Source organism: Novosphingobium sp. AP12 (genome assembly GCF_000281975.1).
Lineage (GTDB): Bacteria > Pseudomonadota > Alphaproteobacteria > Sphingomonadales > Sphingomonadaceae > Novosphingobium.
In genome coordinates, this window is record NZ_AKKE01000151.1 from 17793 (window position 1) to 31782 (window position 13990).

The 13990-nt window shown below is 66.7% G+C and carries 12 protein-coding genes; 3 read left to right on the top strand and 9 right to left on the bottom strand.

All coding sequences use genetic code 11. The features are described from left to right. Nucleotides 1-47: 47 nt before the first annotated feature. Nucleotides 48-407 carry a hypothetical protein gene (locus PMI02_RS21260; protein WP_007686804.1) on the top strand — a complete coding sequence of 120 codons (360 nt, stop codon included), beginning with the start codon at nt 48-50 and terminating at the stop codon, nt 405-407. Nucleotides 408-422: 15 nt separating this feature from the next. On the opposite strand, the gene PMI02_RS21265 is transcribed toward PMI02_RS21260, so the two are convergent. The 5 genes from PMI02_RS21265 to PMI02_RS21285 form a co-directional block, all read right to left on the bottom strand. After that, nucleotides 423-1106: a hypothetical protein gene (locus PMI02_RS21265; RefSeq protein WP_238539132.1), complete on the bottom strand. Its 684-nt coding sequence runs from the start codon at nt 1104-1106 to the stop codon at nt 423-425. Between the two features lie 45 nt (nt 1107-1151). Further along, complete coding sequence (gene paoC, locus PMI02_RS21270) at nt 1152-3347, bottom strand: aldehyde oxidoreductase molybdenum-binding subunit PaoC (RefSeq protein ID WP_007686808.1); 2196 nt, start codon at nt 3345-3347, stop codon at nt 1152-1154. Between the two features lie 58 nt (nt 3348-3405). Then, nucleotides 3406-4626 (bottom strand): carboxymuconolactone decarboxylase family protein, encoded by a 1221-nt coding sequence (locus PMI02_RS28440; RefSeq protein WP_007686811.1) that lies wholly within the window; start codon nt 4624-4626, stop codon nt 3406-3408. Between the two features lie 273 nt (nt 4627-4899). After that, complete coding sequence (locus tag PMI02_RS21280) at nt 4900-5850, bottom strand: cytochrome-c peroxidase (protein ID WP_036504917.1); 951 nt, start codon at nt 5848-5850, stop codon at nt 4900-4902. Between the two features lie 17 nt (nt 5851-5867). Next, nucleotides 5868-6398, bottom strand: a complete 531-nt coding sequence (locus tag PMI02_RS21285) for a hypothetical protein (protein ID WP_007686816.1) — start codon at nt 6396-6398, stop codon at nt 5868-5870. Nucleotides 6399-6475: 77 nt separating this feature from the next. On the opposite strand from PMI02_RS21285, the gene PMI02_RS21290 reads away from it, so the two are divergent. Both PMI02_RS21290 and PMI02_RS21295 read left to right on the top strand, forming a co-directional pair. Next, nucleotides 6476-8626 carry a TonB-dependent siderophore receptor gene (locus PMI02_RS21290; protein WP_007686818.1) on the top strand — a complete coding sequence of 717 codons (2151 nt, stop codon included), beginning with the start codon at nt 6476-6478 and terminating at the stop codon, nt 8624-8626. 483 nt (nt 8627-9109) lie between these two features. Next, nucleotides 9110-9301, top strand: a complete 192-nt coding sequence (locus tag PMI02_RS21295) for a hypothetical protein (RefSeq protein WP_007686820.1) — start codon at nt 9110-9112, stop codon at nt 9299-9301. A 164-nt stretch (nt 9302-9465) separates the two neighbouring features. Here PMI02_RS21295 and PMI02_RS21300 read toward each other — a convergent pair whose 3' ends face one another. The 4 genes from PMI02_RS21300 to PMI02_RS21310 all read right to left on the bottom strand — a co-directional run bounded on the left by PMI02_RS21300 (nt 9466) and on the right by PMI02_RS21310 (nt 13932). Continuing rightward, complete coding sequence (locus PMI02_RS21300; RefSeq protein WP_007686823.1) at nt 9466-11010, bottom strand: hypothetical protein; 1545 nt, start codon at nt 11008-11010, stop codon at nt 9466-9468. A gap of 45 nt (nt 11011-11055) precedes the next feature. Continuing rightward, nucleotides 11056-12447 (bottom strand): OprD family outer membrane porin, encoded by a 1392-nt coding sequence (locus PMI02_RS21305; protein ID WP_007686825.1) that lies wholly within the window; start codon nt 12445-12447, stop codon nt 11056-11058. Nucleotides 12448-12479: 32 nt separating this feature from the next. Beyond that, nucleotides 12480-12608 (bottom strand): hypothetical protein, encoded by a 129-nt coding sequence (locus tag PMI02_RS28230; protein WP_255348718.1) that lies wholly within the window; start codon nt 12606-12608, stop codon nt 12480-12482. Nucleotides 12609-12763: 155 nt separating this feature from the next. Beyond that, nucleotides 12764-13932 (bottom strand): IS3 family transposase gene (locus tag PMI02_RS21310; RefSeq protein WP_086000132.1). Its coding sequence is split into 2 segments (ribosomal slippage): nt 12764-13680 and nt 13680-13932, totalling 1170 coding nucleotides; the frame shifts between segments, so codons are not numbered across the junction. Nucleotides 13933-13990 lie beyond the last annotated feature (58 nt).

The following is a 13990-nucleotide window of genomic DNA, read 5'->3' on the forward strand; positions in this document are numbered from 1 at the left end:
CTTCGCGGCAGGACGGGCGTTGAGAGGGACTGGTGAGGAGCCGTCCCATGAAGATTTACCCCGTCCTGCTCGTAGGTCTGATCGGCCTTTCCGCCTGTGATGGCCCGCATGAAAAGGCAGGCCAGAAACAGGACGAAGCCGCCGCCACCGCCGCCGGCGTGGAATACGACGGCTCTGGCCCCGCGGAGCGCGCCGGCCAAGTTCAGGACAAGGCCGACGAAGCCGCGCGCACGGCACGCGAAGCCTCGGCGAACGCCCTGAAGGCCGAGGCCGATAGCGCGAAGAAGCAGGCCGATGTCGCGGCCGAGAAGCTCGAGCAGCAGGCCGACGATGTACGCGAAGCCGCCGAGAAACGCGCCGAGGCCCTCAAGCGCGAGGCCGAGCAGGTCAAGCAGGCCAAGCCCTGAGCGATCCCGCTGCCGTCAGGACGGGTCGGTCGGCTCGGCCTTCCGCCGCCTGAACTCCATGACCCCCTCGGGGCGGCGCAGCACGAGCGTGTCCCCGCCGATCTCCCCGACCACGCCTGTGAGATCGGCCACGCCGAAGTCGTTGGGCGTGAGGGCGAAGCTCGCGGTGGTGCCCGGCTTCGCATCGAGCGGCAGCCTGTCCGACTGCAGGCGGTACGCTGGCATGGCGAATGTGACGAAACGGGGCACCCGCGTCTCCCCGTCGGGGAGGGACCACGGTCCTCCGGGGGAATAGGATTCCAGTGGCTCGCCGCTGTCGAACTCGATCCTGAAATCGACCCCGGGAACGTCGCTGCCGCCTGGCGCGACAACGCGTATCGCGAAGGGCTCCCCCGGCGAGGCCGTGATCGGCCCGGGCGTGATCGTCGGCGCCACCGGAGCGGGATCGCTGGTCAGTTCGATGCGGTTTCCCGCGCGCTTCCACCGCCCCGATGCGCGCTGGTCGAGGGAACCCACCGTCAGCCCGTATTCGAACGTGCCGTCGCTCCTCAGCAGGATGCCCGCGACAAGCTCCATCTCGGAATGGACGTACTCGCCGGCGAGCGCCGAAACGGGAGCCTGGTCCGCCGGCTGCGGCGCGTCGCGGGCCTGCACCGGCTGCACCATGCACAGCGCCGCAAGAGCGCCGGAACAGCCCACTCGCCTCACCCAGTCTAACGTGGAATATCGCACCGCCGCCTCCGATCAGGCGATCTGCGGCAATGCGTGCAGCAGCTTGTCGAGCGTGATCGGATATTCCCGCACCCGCGCTCCGGTGGCGTTGTACACCGCGTTGGCGATGGCGGCTGCGACACCCGATATGCCGAGTTCGCCGACGCCCTTGGCCTTCATGGGCGAGGCGATGGGATCGAGTTCGTCGAGGAACACCACGTCTAGGTGCGGCATGTCGGCATGGACCGGCACTTCGTAGCCGGCAAGGTCGTGGTTGACGAAGAAGCCGAACCGCTTGTCGACGGCCAGTTCCTCCATCAGCGCCGCGCCCGCACCCATGGTCATCCCGCCGATGACCTGGCTGCGCGCCTGCTTGGGATTGAGGATGCGCCCTGCCGCGCAGACCGCCAGCATGCGGCGGATGCGGATTTCGCCGGTCATGGCGTGGACCGCGACCTCGCAGAAGTGCGCGCCGAAGGTCTGCTGCTCGAACTCCTCCTTGAGCTTGCCGAACTCGATCTTGTCCTCGGCCGCGATCGGACCGCCGCGCGCGGCGTCGACCATCGCGACACTGCGGTTGCCCACGCGCACATGGCCGTCGGAGAAGTCGGCCTCCGCCGGATCGAGGCCGAGTTTCGCGGCGATCGCCTCGCGCAGCTTCACGCAGGCCGCATAGACGCCCGAGGTCGACGAGGCCGCGCCGAACTGGCCGCCCGAGCCCGCGCCGGTCGGGAACAGCGAGTCTCCCAGCCGGACGTCGACCGCCTCCAGCGGCACGCCCATCATCTCCGCGGCGGTCTGGCCGATGATCGTATAAGTGCCGGTGCCGATGTCGGTCATGTCCGTCTCGACGGTGATGCGGCCGTCGGTGCCAAGCCGCACGCGCGCCGCCGAAGTGATCGTAGGCGCGCCCCGGATCGCGGAGGCCATGCCCATGCCGATCAGCCAGTCGCCCTCGCGGACAGCGCCGGGCTTCGCCTTGTGCGCGCTCCACCCGAACCGCTCGGCGCCGGTGCGCAGGCATTCGACGAAGGGACGGGAGGAGAAGCGCTTTTCGGGACTGGACGGATCGACCTGCGTATCGTTGCGGATGCGCAGCTCCACCGGGTCGAGCTGCAGCTTCTCGGCCAGTTCGTCCATCGCGATCTCCAGCGCCATCATGCCCGGAGCCTCGCCGGGCGCGCGCATCGCGTTGCCTTCGGGCAGGTCGAGCAGGGCGAGGCGATGCGCGACCTGCCGGTTGGCGCCGGCGTAGAGAATGCGCGTCTGGTCGGCCGCCGTCTCCGCCATGCCTCGCTTGACGTTACCCGACCAGCTTTCGTGGGAAATGGCGGCAATGCGCCCATCGGTCCCTGCCCCGATCCGGATGTGCTGGATGGTGGCGGGGCGGTGCGTGGTGTTGTTCGGCATCATCGGCCGCGCCTGCGCGACCTTGACCGGCCGCCCCGCGGCGCGTGCGCCCAGCGCCGCCATCACGGCGTCCGCGCCCACGCTTCCCTTGCCGCCGAAACCGCCGCCGATGAACGAGGATACGACGCGGATGTTCTCCACCGGCATCTTGAGCAGGGCGCCCAGGTCCCGCCGCGCCCAGCTCACCAGCTGCTGCGCCGACCATAGTGTCAGCTTGTCACCTTCCCATGCGGCCACGGTGGCGTGCGGCTCCATCATGCAGTGGCTCTGGTCCGGTGTGCGGTAGGTCTGGTCGACCTTGACCGGCGAACCGGCGAATGCGCCGTCGAAGTCGCCATGTGCCGTGTCCGGCTGGTTCTCCGGAGCCGTCGCCGTGCCGCGCGCCGCGGCGAGATCGAAGGCGCCGCCGGTACGCGCATAGTCGACCCGCACCAGGGCGGCGGCATGGCGCGCCTGCTCGAACGTCTCCGCGATCACCAGCGCGACCGCCTGGTGATAATGCTGCACGTCCGGCCCGGCGAGCACGTGCGCCGCGTAGAAGCCCTGCGGCCCCAGCGGCCCTGCATTCTCGTGCGTGACGATGGCGATCACGCCGGCGGACCGGCGCGCCTCGGCCAGGTCGATCGAGCGGATACGACCCTTGGCGATGCCCGCCCCGACCAGCACGCCGTAGGCGGCGCCCGGCGCCGCCTCATGCTGTTCGTAGGAATAGACCGCAGTGCCCGTCGTCTTGAGCGGCCCGTCGATGCGGTCGAGCGGACGACCGATCACGCGCTGGCGGTCGATCGGATTGGTGCCTGCAGGAGTTTCGAACTTCATGGCTGATCCTCGATCGGGCCGATGCCCGCTGAAATTGTGTCACGGGACCGGGCGGCTGTCACCCGTGAGGCGCTCCCGGCCCAGCCTGGAGCCCCTTGCGATAGTCGGCGTCGGAAACCTGCTCCGCCCAGTCGACCACCTTGCCGTCCAGGGCCTCGGCGACGGCGACGTGGCTCATCGCGGCGCCGAGGCTGGCGCCGTGCCAGTGCCGCGCGCCGGGCGGGCAGACGATCACGTCCCCCGCCCGCATTTCCACGACCGGGCCGCCCTCGACCTGCGTCCAGCCCACGCCCTCGGTGACGATCAGGGTCTGGCCCAGCGGATGGCTGTGCCACGCCGTGCGCGCGCCGGGCTGGAACGTGACGGTCGCTCCGCCCAGCCGCGAGGGCGCGATGGACTTGAACGGTGCCGAGACGCTCACCTTGCCGATGAAATGCGACGCCGGCCCCTCGCTGATCGGCCCGCTGCCGTGCGGGGCGATCGTCAATCCCGCCGGCGCGGGCGCGGCGCGCGCGGTAACCGCTTCGCGAACGAGTTCGACGCCGGCCATCGCCTTGGGCCAGCCGGCATAGAACGCGAGATGGGTCATCTCCTCGCCCAGTTCGGCCGGCGTCACCCCATTGTCGAGAGCGCGGCCGATGTGGAACGGTAGCTGGCCCGCGTCGCCCGCCATCGTCAGCGCCGCCACGGTCACGACGCTGCGGTCGCGCGGAGACAGGTCGGGGCGGCGCCACAGGTCCGAAAACAGCACGTCGTCGGTGAAACGGGCAAGGTCCGGCGCCGTGGGCGCGACGCTCGCCGCGACGCCGTCGGCGCGCACCTTTTCGCGCTCGGCATCGAGCGGAAGCGGCGGCATCCGGGCAGGCGCGACCTGCGAGGACGCGATCTTGCGCTGCTCGAACACCTCGCGCACGACGGTGGTCGCGGACACCGCGTTGGGCCAGCCGCTGTAGAATGCCAGATGCGTGACGAGCCCGGATATCTCGGACGGCTTGACCCCGTTGTCGAGCGCACGCCCGAGGTGGCCTGCGAGCTGCGCCGACTTGCCCCCGGCGATCAGCGCCGAAATCGTCACCAGGCTGCGGTCCCGCTTGCCGAGACGCGGGTTCTCCCAGTTGTCGCCGAAAAGGACATCGTCGGTATAGCGCGCCAGCGCCGGAGCAACCGCCTGCATGTCTGCCGGCGCCACGGACGGACGCTCCCCCGCCGCCGCCAAGGCGACCGAGGGCGCCGCGAGCGACAGGCCGCCCAGCAAACTCCGCCAGAACTTGGTCGTCATCGAACCTCCTTGTCGGCATCGGTCGCGGGAGCCGCTGAGGACGCGCGCCGGCCCTGATACGGGTATGGCCGCAAGGGATAGTGCAGATAGCTATCGTGGAATAGCTCACGAAACCTGCATGCCGCCATGCGCGACATTCATGAAACCAAACGCCGCACCGCTCGTTCAGCCGCCCTGCCATAGCTGTCGCATGCGGTTTTTGACCGCAGGGGGATCTCTAGCGCAGCGCATCGACGAACAGGCTGACGGCGTCCGAGAGTGTCGGGAACGCTCCTACAGTCGCTTTCCGCAGGCTTCGTCCGGCCGGGACAACCGGCGATCGCCGAGAAAATCCGGGTCGGTGAGAGTGCCGAGGTAGGCCGTCACGGCGGGTATCGTTTCTTCCGCCAGAGGTGCGGGATGGCGCCGCACTGCTTCTTCGAGCGTTTTGGCGCTGCCGTCGTGCCACCACGGTCCAGTGACAGCCACGTTGCGAAGTGATGGTGTCCGGAAGCGTCCGGCATCATCGCGGCGGCCCGTGCTCTCGGCCAGGCCGGGATCGCGGTCGTCCGGCTCAGAGAGGCGGTGATACGCCATGTCCGTCAGCAAGTCCCCTGAATGGCAGGATGCGCAGCCGGCTTTTTGGAAGGTGGCCTGCCCTTGCAGTTCCACGGGCGTCATTGCGGCGGGCCCCTGGTCAAAACGGCTGCGGAAAGAGACCATTGTCCGCTCGAAAGCCGCCAGGGCGGCCGTGACGCTGGCAGTACCGATCGCCCCCTGCCGCTCCGGAAATGCCTTTCGGAACATCCTGCGATAGCATGGGTCCGCTCCCAGCCGCCGGGGCAGTTCCGCCTCGAGCCCTTGCATCCCCATCTCTACAGGCCGTTCGCCGATGAGCGGGACGAGCACCTGCGCCTCCAGCGTCGTTATGCGGGGATCGGCGTAAGTCAGGCGCGAAAACCACGCCACGTTGGCAAGGCCAGGCACGTTGCGCCGCCCGGGATCACCGTGAACCCCGGGGCGCGTCGCATTGCCGTCGGCGAAGGCGCGGCGCTGCTCGTGGCAGGCGGCGCAGGCCATCGTGCCGTTGGCGGAGAGATCGGCGTCGTAGAACAGGCGCCGCCCGAGTTCGACCCGGGCGGCGGTCATGGCATTGGATGCCGGCACCGGCGGCGGCGCGACGCCGGGCGGCAGGTCCCATTCCCATGGCGTGGCGGCGCCCACGCTCAGCACGAGCGCCGTCATCGCCGCGAGCAGTCGCTTCACGGCAGGCGCGTCACGAGCACCGTCAGCGTGTCCTCGGCATTCGCCGCGAGTTGCAGCGTGTAGCTGCCGGGCGTCAGCTTGTAGTCGACCATCTTGCGCACGCCCGTGCAATCCGGCCCATGCCCATGCGCGGCGGAGAGCGCGGCCTTGCCGTCCTTCACCACATCCACCCAGGCGCCGGCGCCCAGCGCGACGCGCCATGTTCCCGCTTCCTTGACCGTGAAGGTGGCCAGTCCGCCGAAGCTGACCGTACCGCCCGGCTTTTCGGGGCGCAGTGGATAGCGGACATCGGGCGTGCGCGAGAGCGTCAGCACCGCCGCCTGGCCCGGAGTGAGCGCCGCCTTCGCCGCACTCTTCCGGTCGCGGCCCGCCGTGAGCGGTGTGGGACTACGCCACGAAGCCAGCTCGGCCGGCAATGCGGCGGGCGCGGCGCAGGCCGGGGCGGCATGGTCCATCCGCGCAGCGGCAGGCGCGGCGCCGACGGCGCACAGCACTGCGGTCAGGGTCAGAAAACGGTGATCCAACATTCCGGCACTTCCTTCTCGAACGCCAATCTATATACGCTCGGATATAGCGACTCGGGCGTCGTTGACAGGGGGAAATCATGAGAAGCGTTCTGACGGCCCTGCTATGCGCAGGCACCATCCTTTCGACCCAGGCCCATGCGCAGGAAGCTGGCGCACCGGCGTCGCCGGCCCAAGGGCTCGATGCCTTCGGTCTGGGACAGATCACCGTCACCGCACCTACGGCGCAAGGCATCGAGATCGACAGCAGCACGCTGTCGGCCGAGGCCATATACACCTTCAGCCGCCTCTCGCTCGATGACGCGGTGAACCTGATGCCGGGTGTGTCGGCTGGAAACAGCGGTGGCACCCGAAACGAGCGCCTGGTGTTCGTCCGCGGCTTCGACCGGTTCCAGGTACCGCTCTCGATCGACGGCATCCGCGTCTACCTGCCTGCGGACAACCGGCTCGACTATGGCCGCTTCCTGACCTCCGACATTGCCGAAATCCAGGTCGCGAAGGGCTACGCCTCGGTGATCGACGGGCCGGGCGCGATGGGCGGCGCGATCAACCTGGTCACTTCCAAGCCAACCAAGGCGCTCGACATCGACGTGCGCGGCATGGTCAATTTCGACAACGACACCGACTATGCCGGATACTCCACCTCCGCACAGATCGGCACGCGCCACGACATGTGGTACGCACAGGCCAGCTATGCGCGCAACTTCACCGACCACTGGGACCTGCCCAACAGCTTCACCGCGAAGGTTCCGGCGCTCGAGGATGGCGGCGAGCGCGATTTCTCGCGTACCCGCGACTGGCGCGTCAATGCCAAGGTCGGCTTCACCCCCAACGACACGGACGAGTACGCGCTGAGCTACACGCACCAGGAAGGCGCCAAGGGCGCACCGCTGCACGTCAGCGACCTGGTGACGACGCCGCGCTTCTGGGACTGGCCGTCCTGGGACATCACCAGCGTCTACTTCCTCTCGACGACGGCACTGGGCGACCGGGCGATCCTGAAGACCCGCGCCTACTACAACCGCTTCGATTCGATGCTGCGCTCCTTCAACGACCGTACCCTGACCACGCAGAGCCGGCCCTTCGCCTTCGACAGCCCTTACGAGGACAGGGCCTGGGGCGGTTCGGCGGAACTGGACCTGGAAGTCAGCGACGCCGATACGCTGCGCTATTCCTTCAACTACCGCTACGACAAGCACGTCGAGTTCCAGACGAGCTTCTCGACCGCGGGCGTGCCCAGCACCGAGCCGCGCCAGACGCAGGCGGAGGACACCTACTCCGCGGCGATCGAGAACGAGCTTCGGGTGACCCCCGCGCTGACCGTCACGGTCGGCGGCAGCGTCGACTGGCGCAATCTGCTGCGCGCGGAGGAGTACGGGCCGCCCCTGGGCACCTCGGGCGCTTCGGTCCTCTACCAGTATCCGCGCCGCGATGCGCAGACCTGGAACGCACAGGGACGGATGGACTGGCACGCATCCGACGCGATCGACCTGCACGCCAGCCTGTCGTCACGCGCGCGCTTCCCCACCATCTTCGAGCGCTTCAGCCAGCGCTTCAACACGGCGATCCCCAACCCCGGCCTCAAGGCCGAGCGCGCCACCAACGCCGAGATCGGCGGGTCGTGGGCAAGCCGTGCGGTGCGTGTCGAGGGTGCGCTGTTCTACAGCTGGATCGACAATGCCATATTCGGCGTCCTGACCCCGGCCTATCCCTGCACCGCCTCGACCACCCCGCCGGCGACGCCGCGCCCGGGCTGCGCCCTCACCAATCTCACGCAGAGCCGCAACGTGGGCAAGGGCCACTACTACGGCGGTGAAATCTCGGTATCGGCGCACCTCGCGTCCGGGCTCGATGCTGGGTTCAACTACACGCTGACCAAGCGCGACCTGGACTATGCCGCGAACCCGGCCTTCGAGCCGACCGGGGTGCCGACGCACAAGGGCTTTGTCTATGTCGACTGGTCCCCGCTCGACGCACTGCACGTCGTCCCCAGCCTCGACATCGCGTCGGATCGCTGGACCCTGTTCACCGCGACCCCCGCTTCCGCGCCGCAGCGGTATTATCGCACGGGCGCATACGTAAACGCAGGGGTCAGGGTCGACTTCGACGTGAGCGAGAACATCACCATCGGCGTGGGAGGGCGCAACCTGTTCGACGATCTCTACACCCTCACCGATGGATTTCCCGAGCCCGGGCGCACGCTGTTCGCCAGCATCAGGGGCAAGTACTGACGAGTTGATCCGGCCGGGCGCGATGACCGCGCCTGGCCGATCGCTCGGGCGATGCTAAAACGCCGAGGAACCGGTTTCAGGGGGCGGCGACCTGCGAAATGCGCCGCCATGTGCCCGCACGGCGGATCGCCGATCTACAGTTCCGCCACGGACCGAGGAAGCTGATCCCTTTCCAAAGCGCCTCCCGCGCGCCGGTCTGTGTTTGCCCGTTGCAAAGAGCAACGTGCGGCAAAACATAGACAACATCTTACCTTGGCCTGCGAAGCGGCGATGCCTAACGGCCCCGCGCCCCTTGTGCACCGCAGCATGCTCAATCGATCTGTACGATCTGGCAAAGAGCTGTCTCGTATCGGCACGAGAAACCTCTGGGTGACTTACCCTTCGAACTCTTAACGAGAAAGATATTGCAGCGCAGCGTTGTATCCACGACACGCTTCATCCTGCATATTTAGGGGTAGGATTCGCCAGTTGCGGAGACAAGAAATGGATATGGACCTGTCTGCGCTTGAGCTGGCGCTCGCTGTATCGGGCTACATCACGGATCAACTCGATTGCAGTGGCTCAGCCTTCATTACCATTCCTCGGGACATAGCCGAGTTGGCCGTCGCTTTCACGAAAGCCGCGATCGAAACCCTTCAGAATCAATCATGCGGCCCGGGACCGACCCTGAACTGAGGCAGCGGACCGCTCGGCTTTGGCAGCATCCGGCAGGGCGACGCGAAACACCCAAGCAGCAAAGTAACCCAACCGTTCACCGCGGCGTCGGTACCCAGGCCCACCTAATGGGTCTCGATCCGGCCGCCGTCACGCGATCATCGATGGAGTGACTGGCGCGGCTCCTAAAACGCCAGAACGACATCCGTGGAAAAGACCCAGCCCTTGCCGCCGACCGCATAGGGCACGCTGGTATAGCCGATCGCCGACTTGTCCATGTACAGCGCCTGGGCGTTAAGCCGTACCTCGCGGCGGTCGAAAGGATACCAGTTGAGGCCGAGGCCGAGGTCCCAGGGGTCGCCGTACTGGCCGAAGATCATCGAGCCGGAAGCGTAAGCCTGCAGCTTTTCGGGTATGACCATTGCCGAGCCCTGGAGCTGGAAGCCGTTGTCGTAGAGCTTGCTCACGGGGACAACGCCGACCGTGTCAAGGTCGCTGATCCACCGGAAGTAGTATTCCCCGTCGAGCGAGAAGCCGCGATACTTGAAGCCGGCGTTGACAGCGAGCATGTCGTACGTCGCCTTCCTGACGCGTCCGCCAGTCATGAACGGATCAGCCCCAAACAGCAGTGTGCCGTCGGAAAGGCGTATCTGGCTATTCTCGAAACTTTCGGTGCCCGGCTGGCTCTGCGCATCCTCGCGGCTGTGGGTCATGTGGACGCCGAACAGGGTGGCGATGTCATCATGGTGTTCGAAGTCGCCGAAGCCCTCGGCCGGCCCGTACTCGCCGGTCGTCGGCATCCACCACAGCGCACCGGACAGAGTGTTGAACCCGTTGTCGAGTTGCGTGGCATCGACGCCGAGCTGGCTCAGGTTGTTGCCGATCATGGCGCGGTACTTCAGCCCCGGCGCGATCTCGCCCCAGGCCCATATCCCGCTGGTGTATGAAGCGCGGAAGAACTCGTCTGCCATCGTGCGGTTATCGACGCGCAGCCAGTTCGGGAAATTCCAGTTTGTGGTGCGGGTGCTGGGGAGCGACCCGATGCCGGCGGCGACGCTGATGGCGTCGTTGAAGCGGTAGCTTAGGTAACCGCCCAGCACGACCTGCGCGCCCAGACCCTGGTTGGTGTTGCTGGTCCACGCGTAGAACAGGTAGCGGAAGTTGGGATCGAACAGCCAACCCTTGAAGTTCAGCGTGATCTTCTGGAGTTGTACGTCGTGGCGGCGGTCAATGTTGCTCGTCCGGCCGAACGAGTCCGTATAGGTCTTGTCCAAGTCCTTGCCGTTCAGATATCGCGCGTATGCAAATGTGGCAAAATCCAATTCGCCCTGGTCGGTGCGCGCCACGACCAGCCCCTTGCCGCCCTCGTAGGTGCCCCATCGCGCCTCCTCGGCCGGCTTGCCGAAACTGCTGAGGGCGCCGCCGGACGCCGGCGATACAGGTGGAGTGCCGGCTGCTTGCGCCATGCCTTCCGCGGTGATGACGCCGGGAGCTGCTCCTCCCACCGAGGCTGGCGCCGAGGCGGCGGTTGCCGCGCGCTGCCCTTCCAGTTCCTCGATGCGGGCGTCGCGGGCGCGCAGTTCGTCTTCCAGCCGGGACTGGTTCGCCTCCAGCGCACGGAGCCGGTCCTCGATCGACTGGCTGCCCCCGGCCGGCGCCTCCTGCGCCTGCGCCACGACGGGCGCCATGCCCAGCAGGAGCGCCGAAGCTCTGATGCAAAGATTGCCCACGTTTCGCTCCCTCATGTTGCATGGCCGCGTTGGCCACGTTGCCGGCTAGATCAGCTTCAGCGTCCAATTCACGATCACGCGAAAGTCGAAGAAATCGTCGCCCCCCGGCTCACTCTCGTCCTGGTCGATCCAGGCACCGCGCATGCGTAGGCTCAGGCCCTTGAGCCAGTTTTCCCGCATGAACTTGTAGTCGACGGTAAGGTCGTACTCGGTCTCGTCGGGCGAGGCGCTGGGCCCGGAATCCGGCGTGTTGCCGGTGGCGATGTTGCCGAACATGCTCAGCCCGTTCACGCCCACGCCCTTGAAGTCGTAGGAGGCGCCGACCATGAACGCGTCCTCACCCGCGCGATCGAAGTTGTCGACGATGATAGACAGGTAGTTGGGCGGCCCGCCGAAGGGGCTCTGCAGGCCTTTCTCCTTGCCCGCCGTGCTGGCGGCGAGGCGAATGCTGGCGTTCTTCCAGAACAGCTCGCCCTTCACCGCGAAGAGGTGGGTCTTGAAGTCTCCGATCAGTTCGTCGCCGATGCTGCGCTGGTCGGTGTACTGGACGTAGACGCGGATCGAGGTGTCGTCGCTCAGCGCGAAGGACTTCTCTGCCTTGCCGAACAGCGTGTTCATCACGTCGATGCTGGTCTGGTTGGTGAACCCCAGCACGGAGCCGTCCTTGAAGGTATACTGCGCGCCGACGAGTGCGAGGCCCTTGTCGGTGCCGGGCGCGCCTGCGGCTTCCGACATCGAGATGAAGTGGTCCTCGTTCTTGCGCTTGATGGTGTCGACGTAGCCGGCGATGTAGGCGAAGCCCTTCGTCGATTGCTTGCCGATCACCGCCGCCTCGAAGGTGTTGGGCGCCATGCGGATGTCGTGGCGGGCCAGCCACGGCAGGTCGAACGACTGCCGGCCCACCCGGATGCCGTGCCCGTCGCCGAGCCGGGCGGTGATGTTCGCCTCGCCCACCACCGTGAACGGTTCGGGCCCGGGCTGGAACAGCAGCGTGCCGTCGTACTTCGAGGGACCGTGGAGGATTTGCGAGGTGTAGACCGTGGCGGCGACCTGGAAGATGTTGGCGGCCCAGCCGGTCTTGAACTCCAGCGCGCCGCCGAGCGCCCAGCCGACATTGTCCTGCTTGGTGTCTCGGTCGCGGTCGAGGTAATAAGTACGCGGCTTGAACACCAGCGAGGCGCCGTCGAAGAAGTCGGGCAGCTCCTTGTCCACCTCGAGGCCCTTCAGCGCGTCCTGCTGGTTGGGTTCCTCGTCGCGCTGCTTCTGCGCCTCGGCGGTCGCGGTCGCCTGCGCGTCCCGGCCGAGCGTGGGCGGCGGCGCCTCCGGCCCGTAGGGCGCGGGGGCGGCGGTCAGCTGCGCGCAGGCGGGCGTCGCCGCGAGCAGGCCGACCGATGCAACCAGCCCAGCCTTGATGTGAGGATAGCGAAGACGTGTCATGACAACCCCCGTTGCTGATCGCTGCCGTGCGCCTAGGAGCCCTTGCAGATCGGCGGCGCCGTGTAGTTCAGGTTCATCAGGCGGAAGTAGTTCTCGCCCAGCGCGATGTTGCGGAATGCGGTGTCGTTGAGCGCGCGGTTGACGCGGCTCGTGACCTCCAATTCCTTCGCATACTGCTCGAAGCTCTTGTTGCCGGCGGCGACGAAATCGGAGCCGTTGAGTATCCGCGTCGGATAGGCATTGAAGAACGCGACGAATTCAGGGCCGTACTCGTGGTAGGAATTTGACGTGACCCCCAGCTTTCAGCCAGCGGGGATTAGAGCCGGGCGGTTGCTTTGCGCATCAGCGCGGTTGACGCAATGGGCTGCGTAGCGGAGCCCGTAGGGCGTAGCGAAGCAGGCCATTGCTTATCCAGTTCGGCGGCGAACGCCGCCGGGGTTGCGTAGCCAAGTGACGAGTGCGGCCTCTCCCGGTTGTAGTCCTCGACCCAGGCAGCGATCTCGACCCGTGCATGGGCAAGGCTCATGAACAAGGTCTCGTTCAGCAGCTCATCGCGCATGCGGCCGTTGAAGCTCTCGACGTAGCCGTTCTGCATCGGCCTGCCAGGAGCAATGTAATGCCACTCCACGCCGAGCTCTCCGCACCATGCGAGAACGGCGTTGCTGGTGAGCTCGGTGCCATTGTCGCTGACAATCATTCCGGGCTTGCCCCGCTGGGCGATCAGCTGGGTCAGCTCGCGCACGACACGGTGCCCGGAGATGGACGTGTCCGGCACCGCCGCTAGGCATTCCCGGGTCACGTCATCGACCACGTTGAGCACGCGGAACCGCCTGCCAGAGACCATCTGGTCGTGAACAAAATCCAGGCTCCAGCGCTGGTTCGCCAGCGCCAGCACCGGAGCAGGTGCCCTGGTCCCGACAGCACGCTTGCGGCTGCGTCGCCGCCTGACCGCCAGTCCTTCCTCGCGATACAGACGTTGGGTCTTCTTCCGGTTGATCATCACGCCCTCCCGGCGCAGCAGGATGTGCAAACGGCGATAGCCGAACCGGCGACGCTGATTGGCCAGATCGCGCAGCTTCTCACGCAGCACACCATCGTCCCGTGTGGAACGGTAGCGCACGCTCTTGCGATCAGCATCGATGACACGGCACGCCCGCCGTTCGCTCATCCCGTGGCACGCCTGGAGATGAGCGACAGCTTCCCGCTTCGCGGCGGGCGTCAGAACTTTTTTGCCAGAAGATCCTTCAACGCAGCCTGGTCCAGCATTGCATCGGCCAGAAGCCGCTTGAGCTTGGCGTTCTCGCTCTCGAGATCCCGCAGACGCCGGGCCTCGGATACCTCCAGCCCGCCATACTTGGCCTTCCAGTTGTAGAGCGTCGCTTCAGACACCCCATGCCGCCTAGCCAAATCAGCGGTCTTCGCGCCCGCCTCTGCCTCCTTCAGCACGCCAATGATCTGCTCTTCCGAAAACCTTGCACGCTTCATCGTCTGTCCTTCCTTCAAGGCCAGACTCTAATCGCTCGTGGAGGAAAATCAGGGGGTC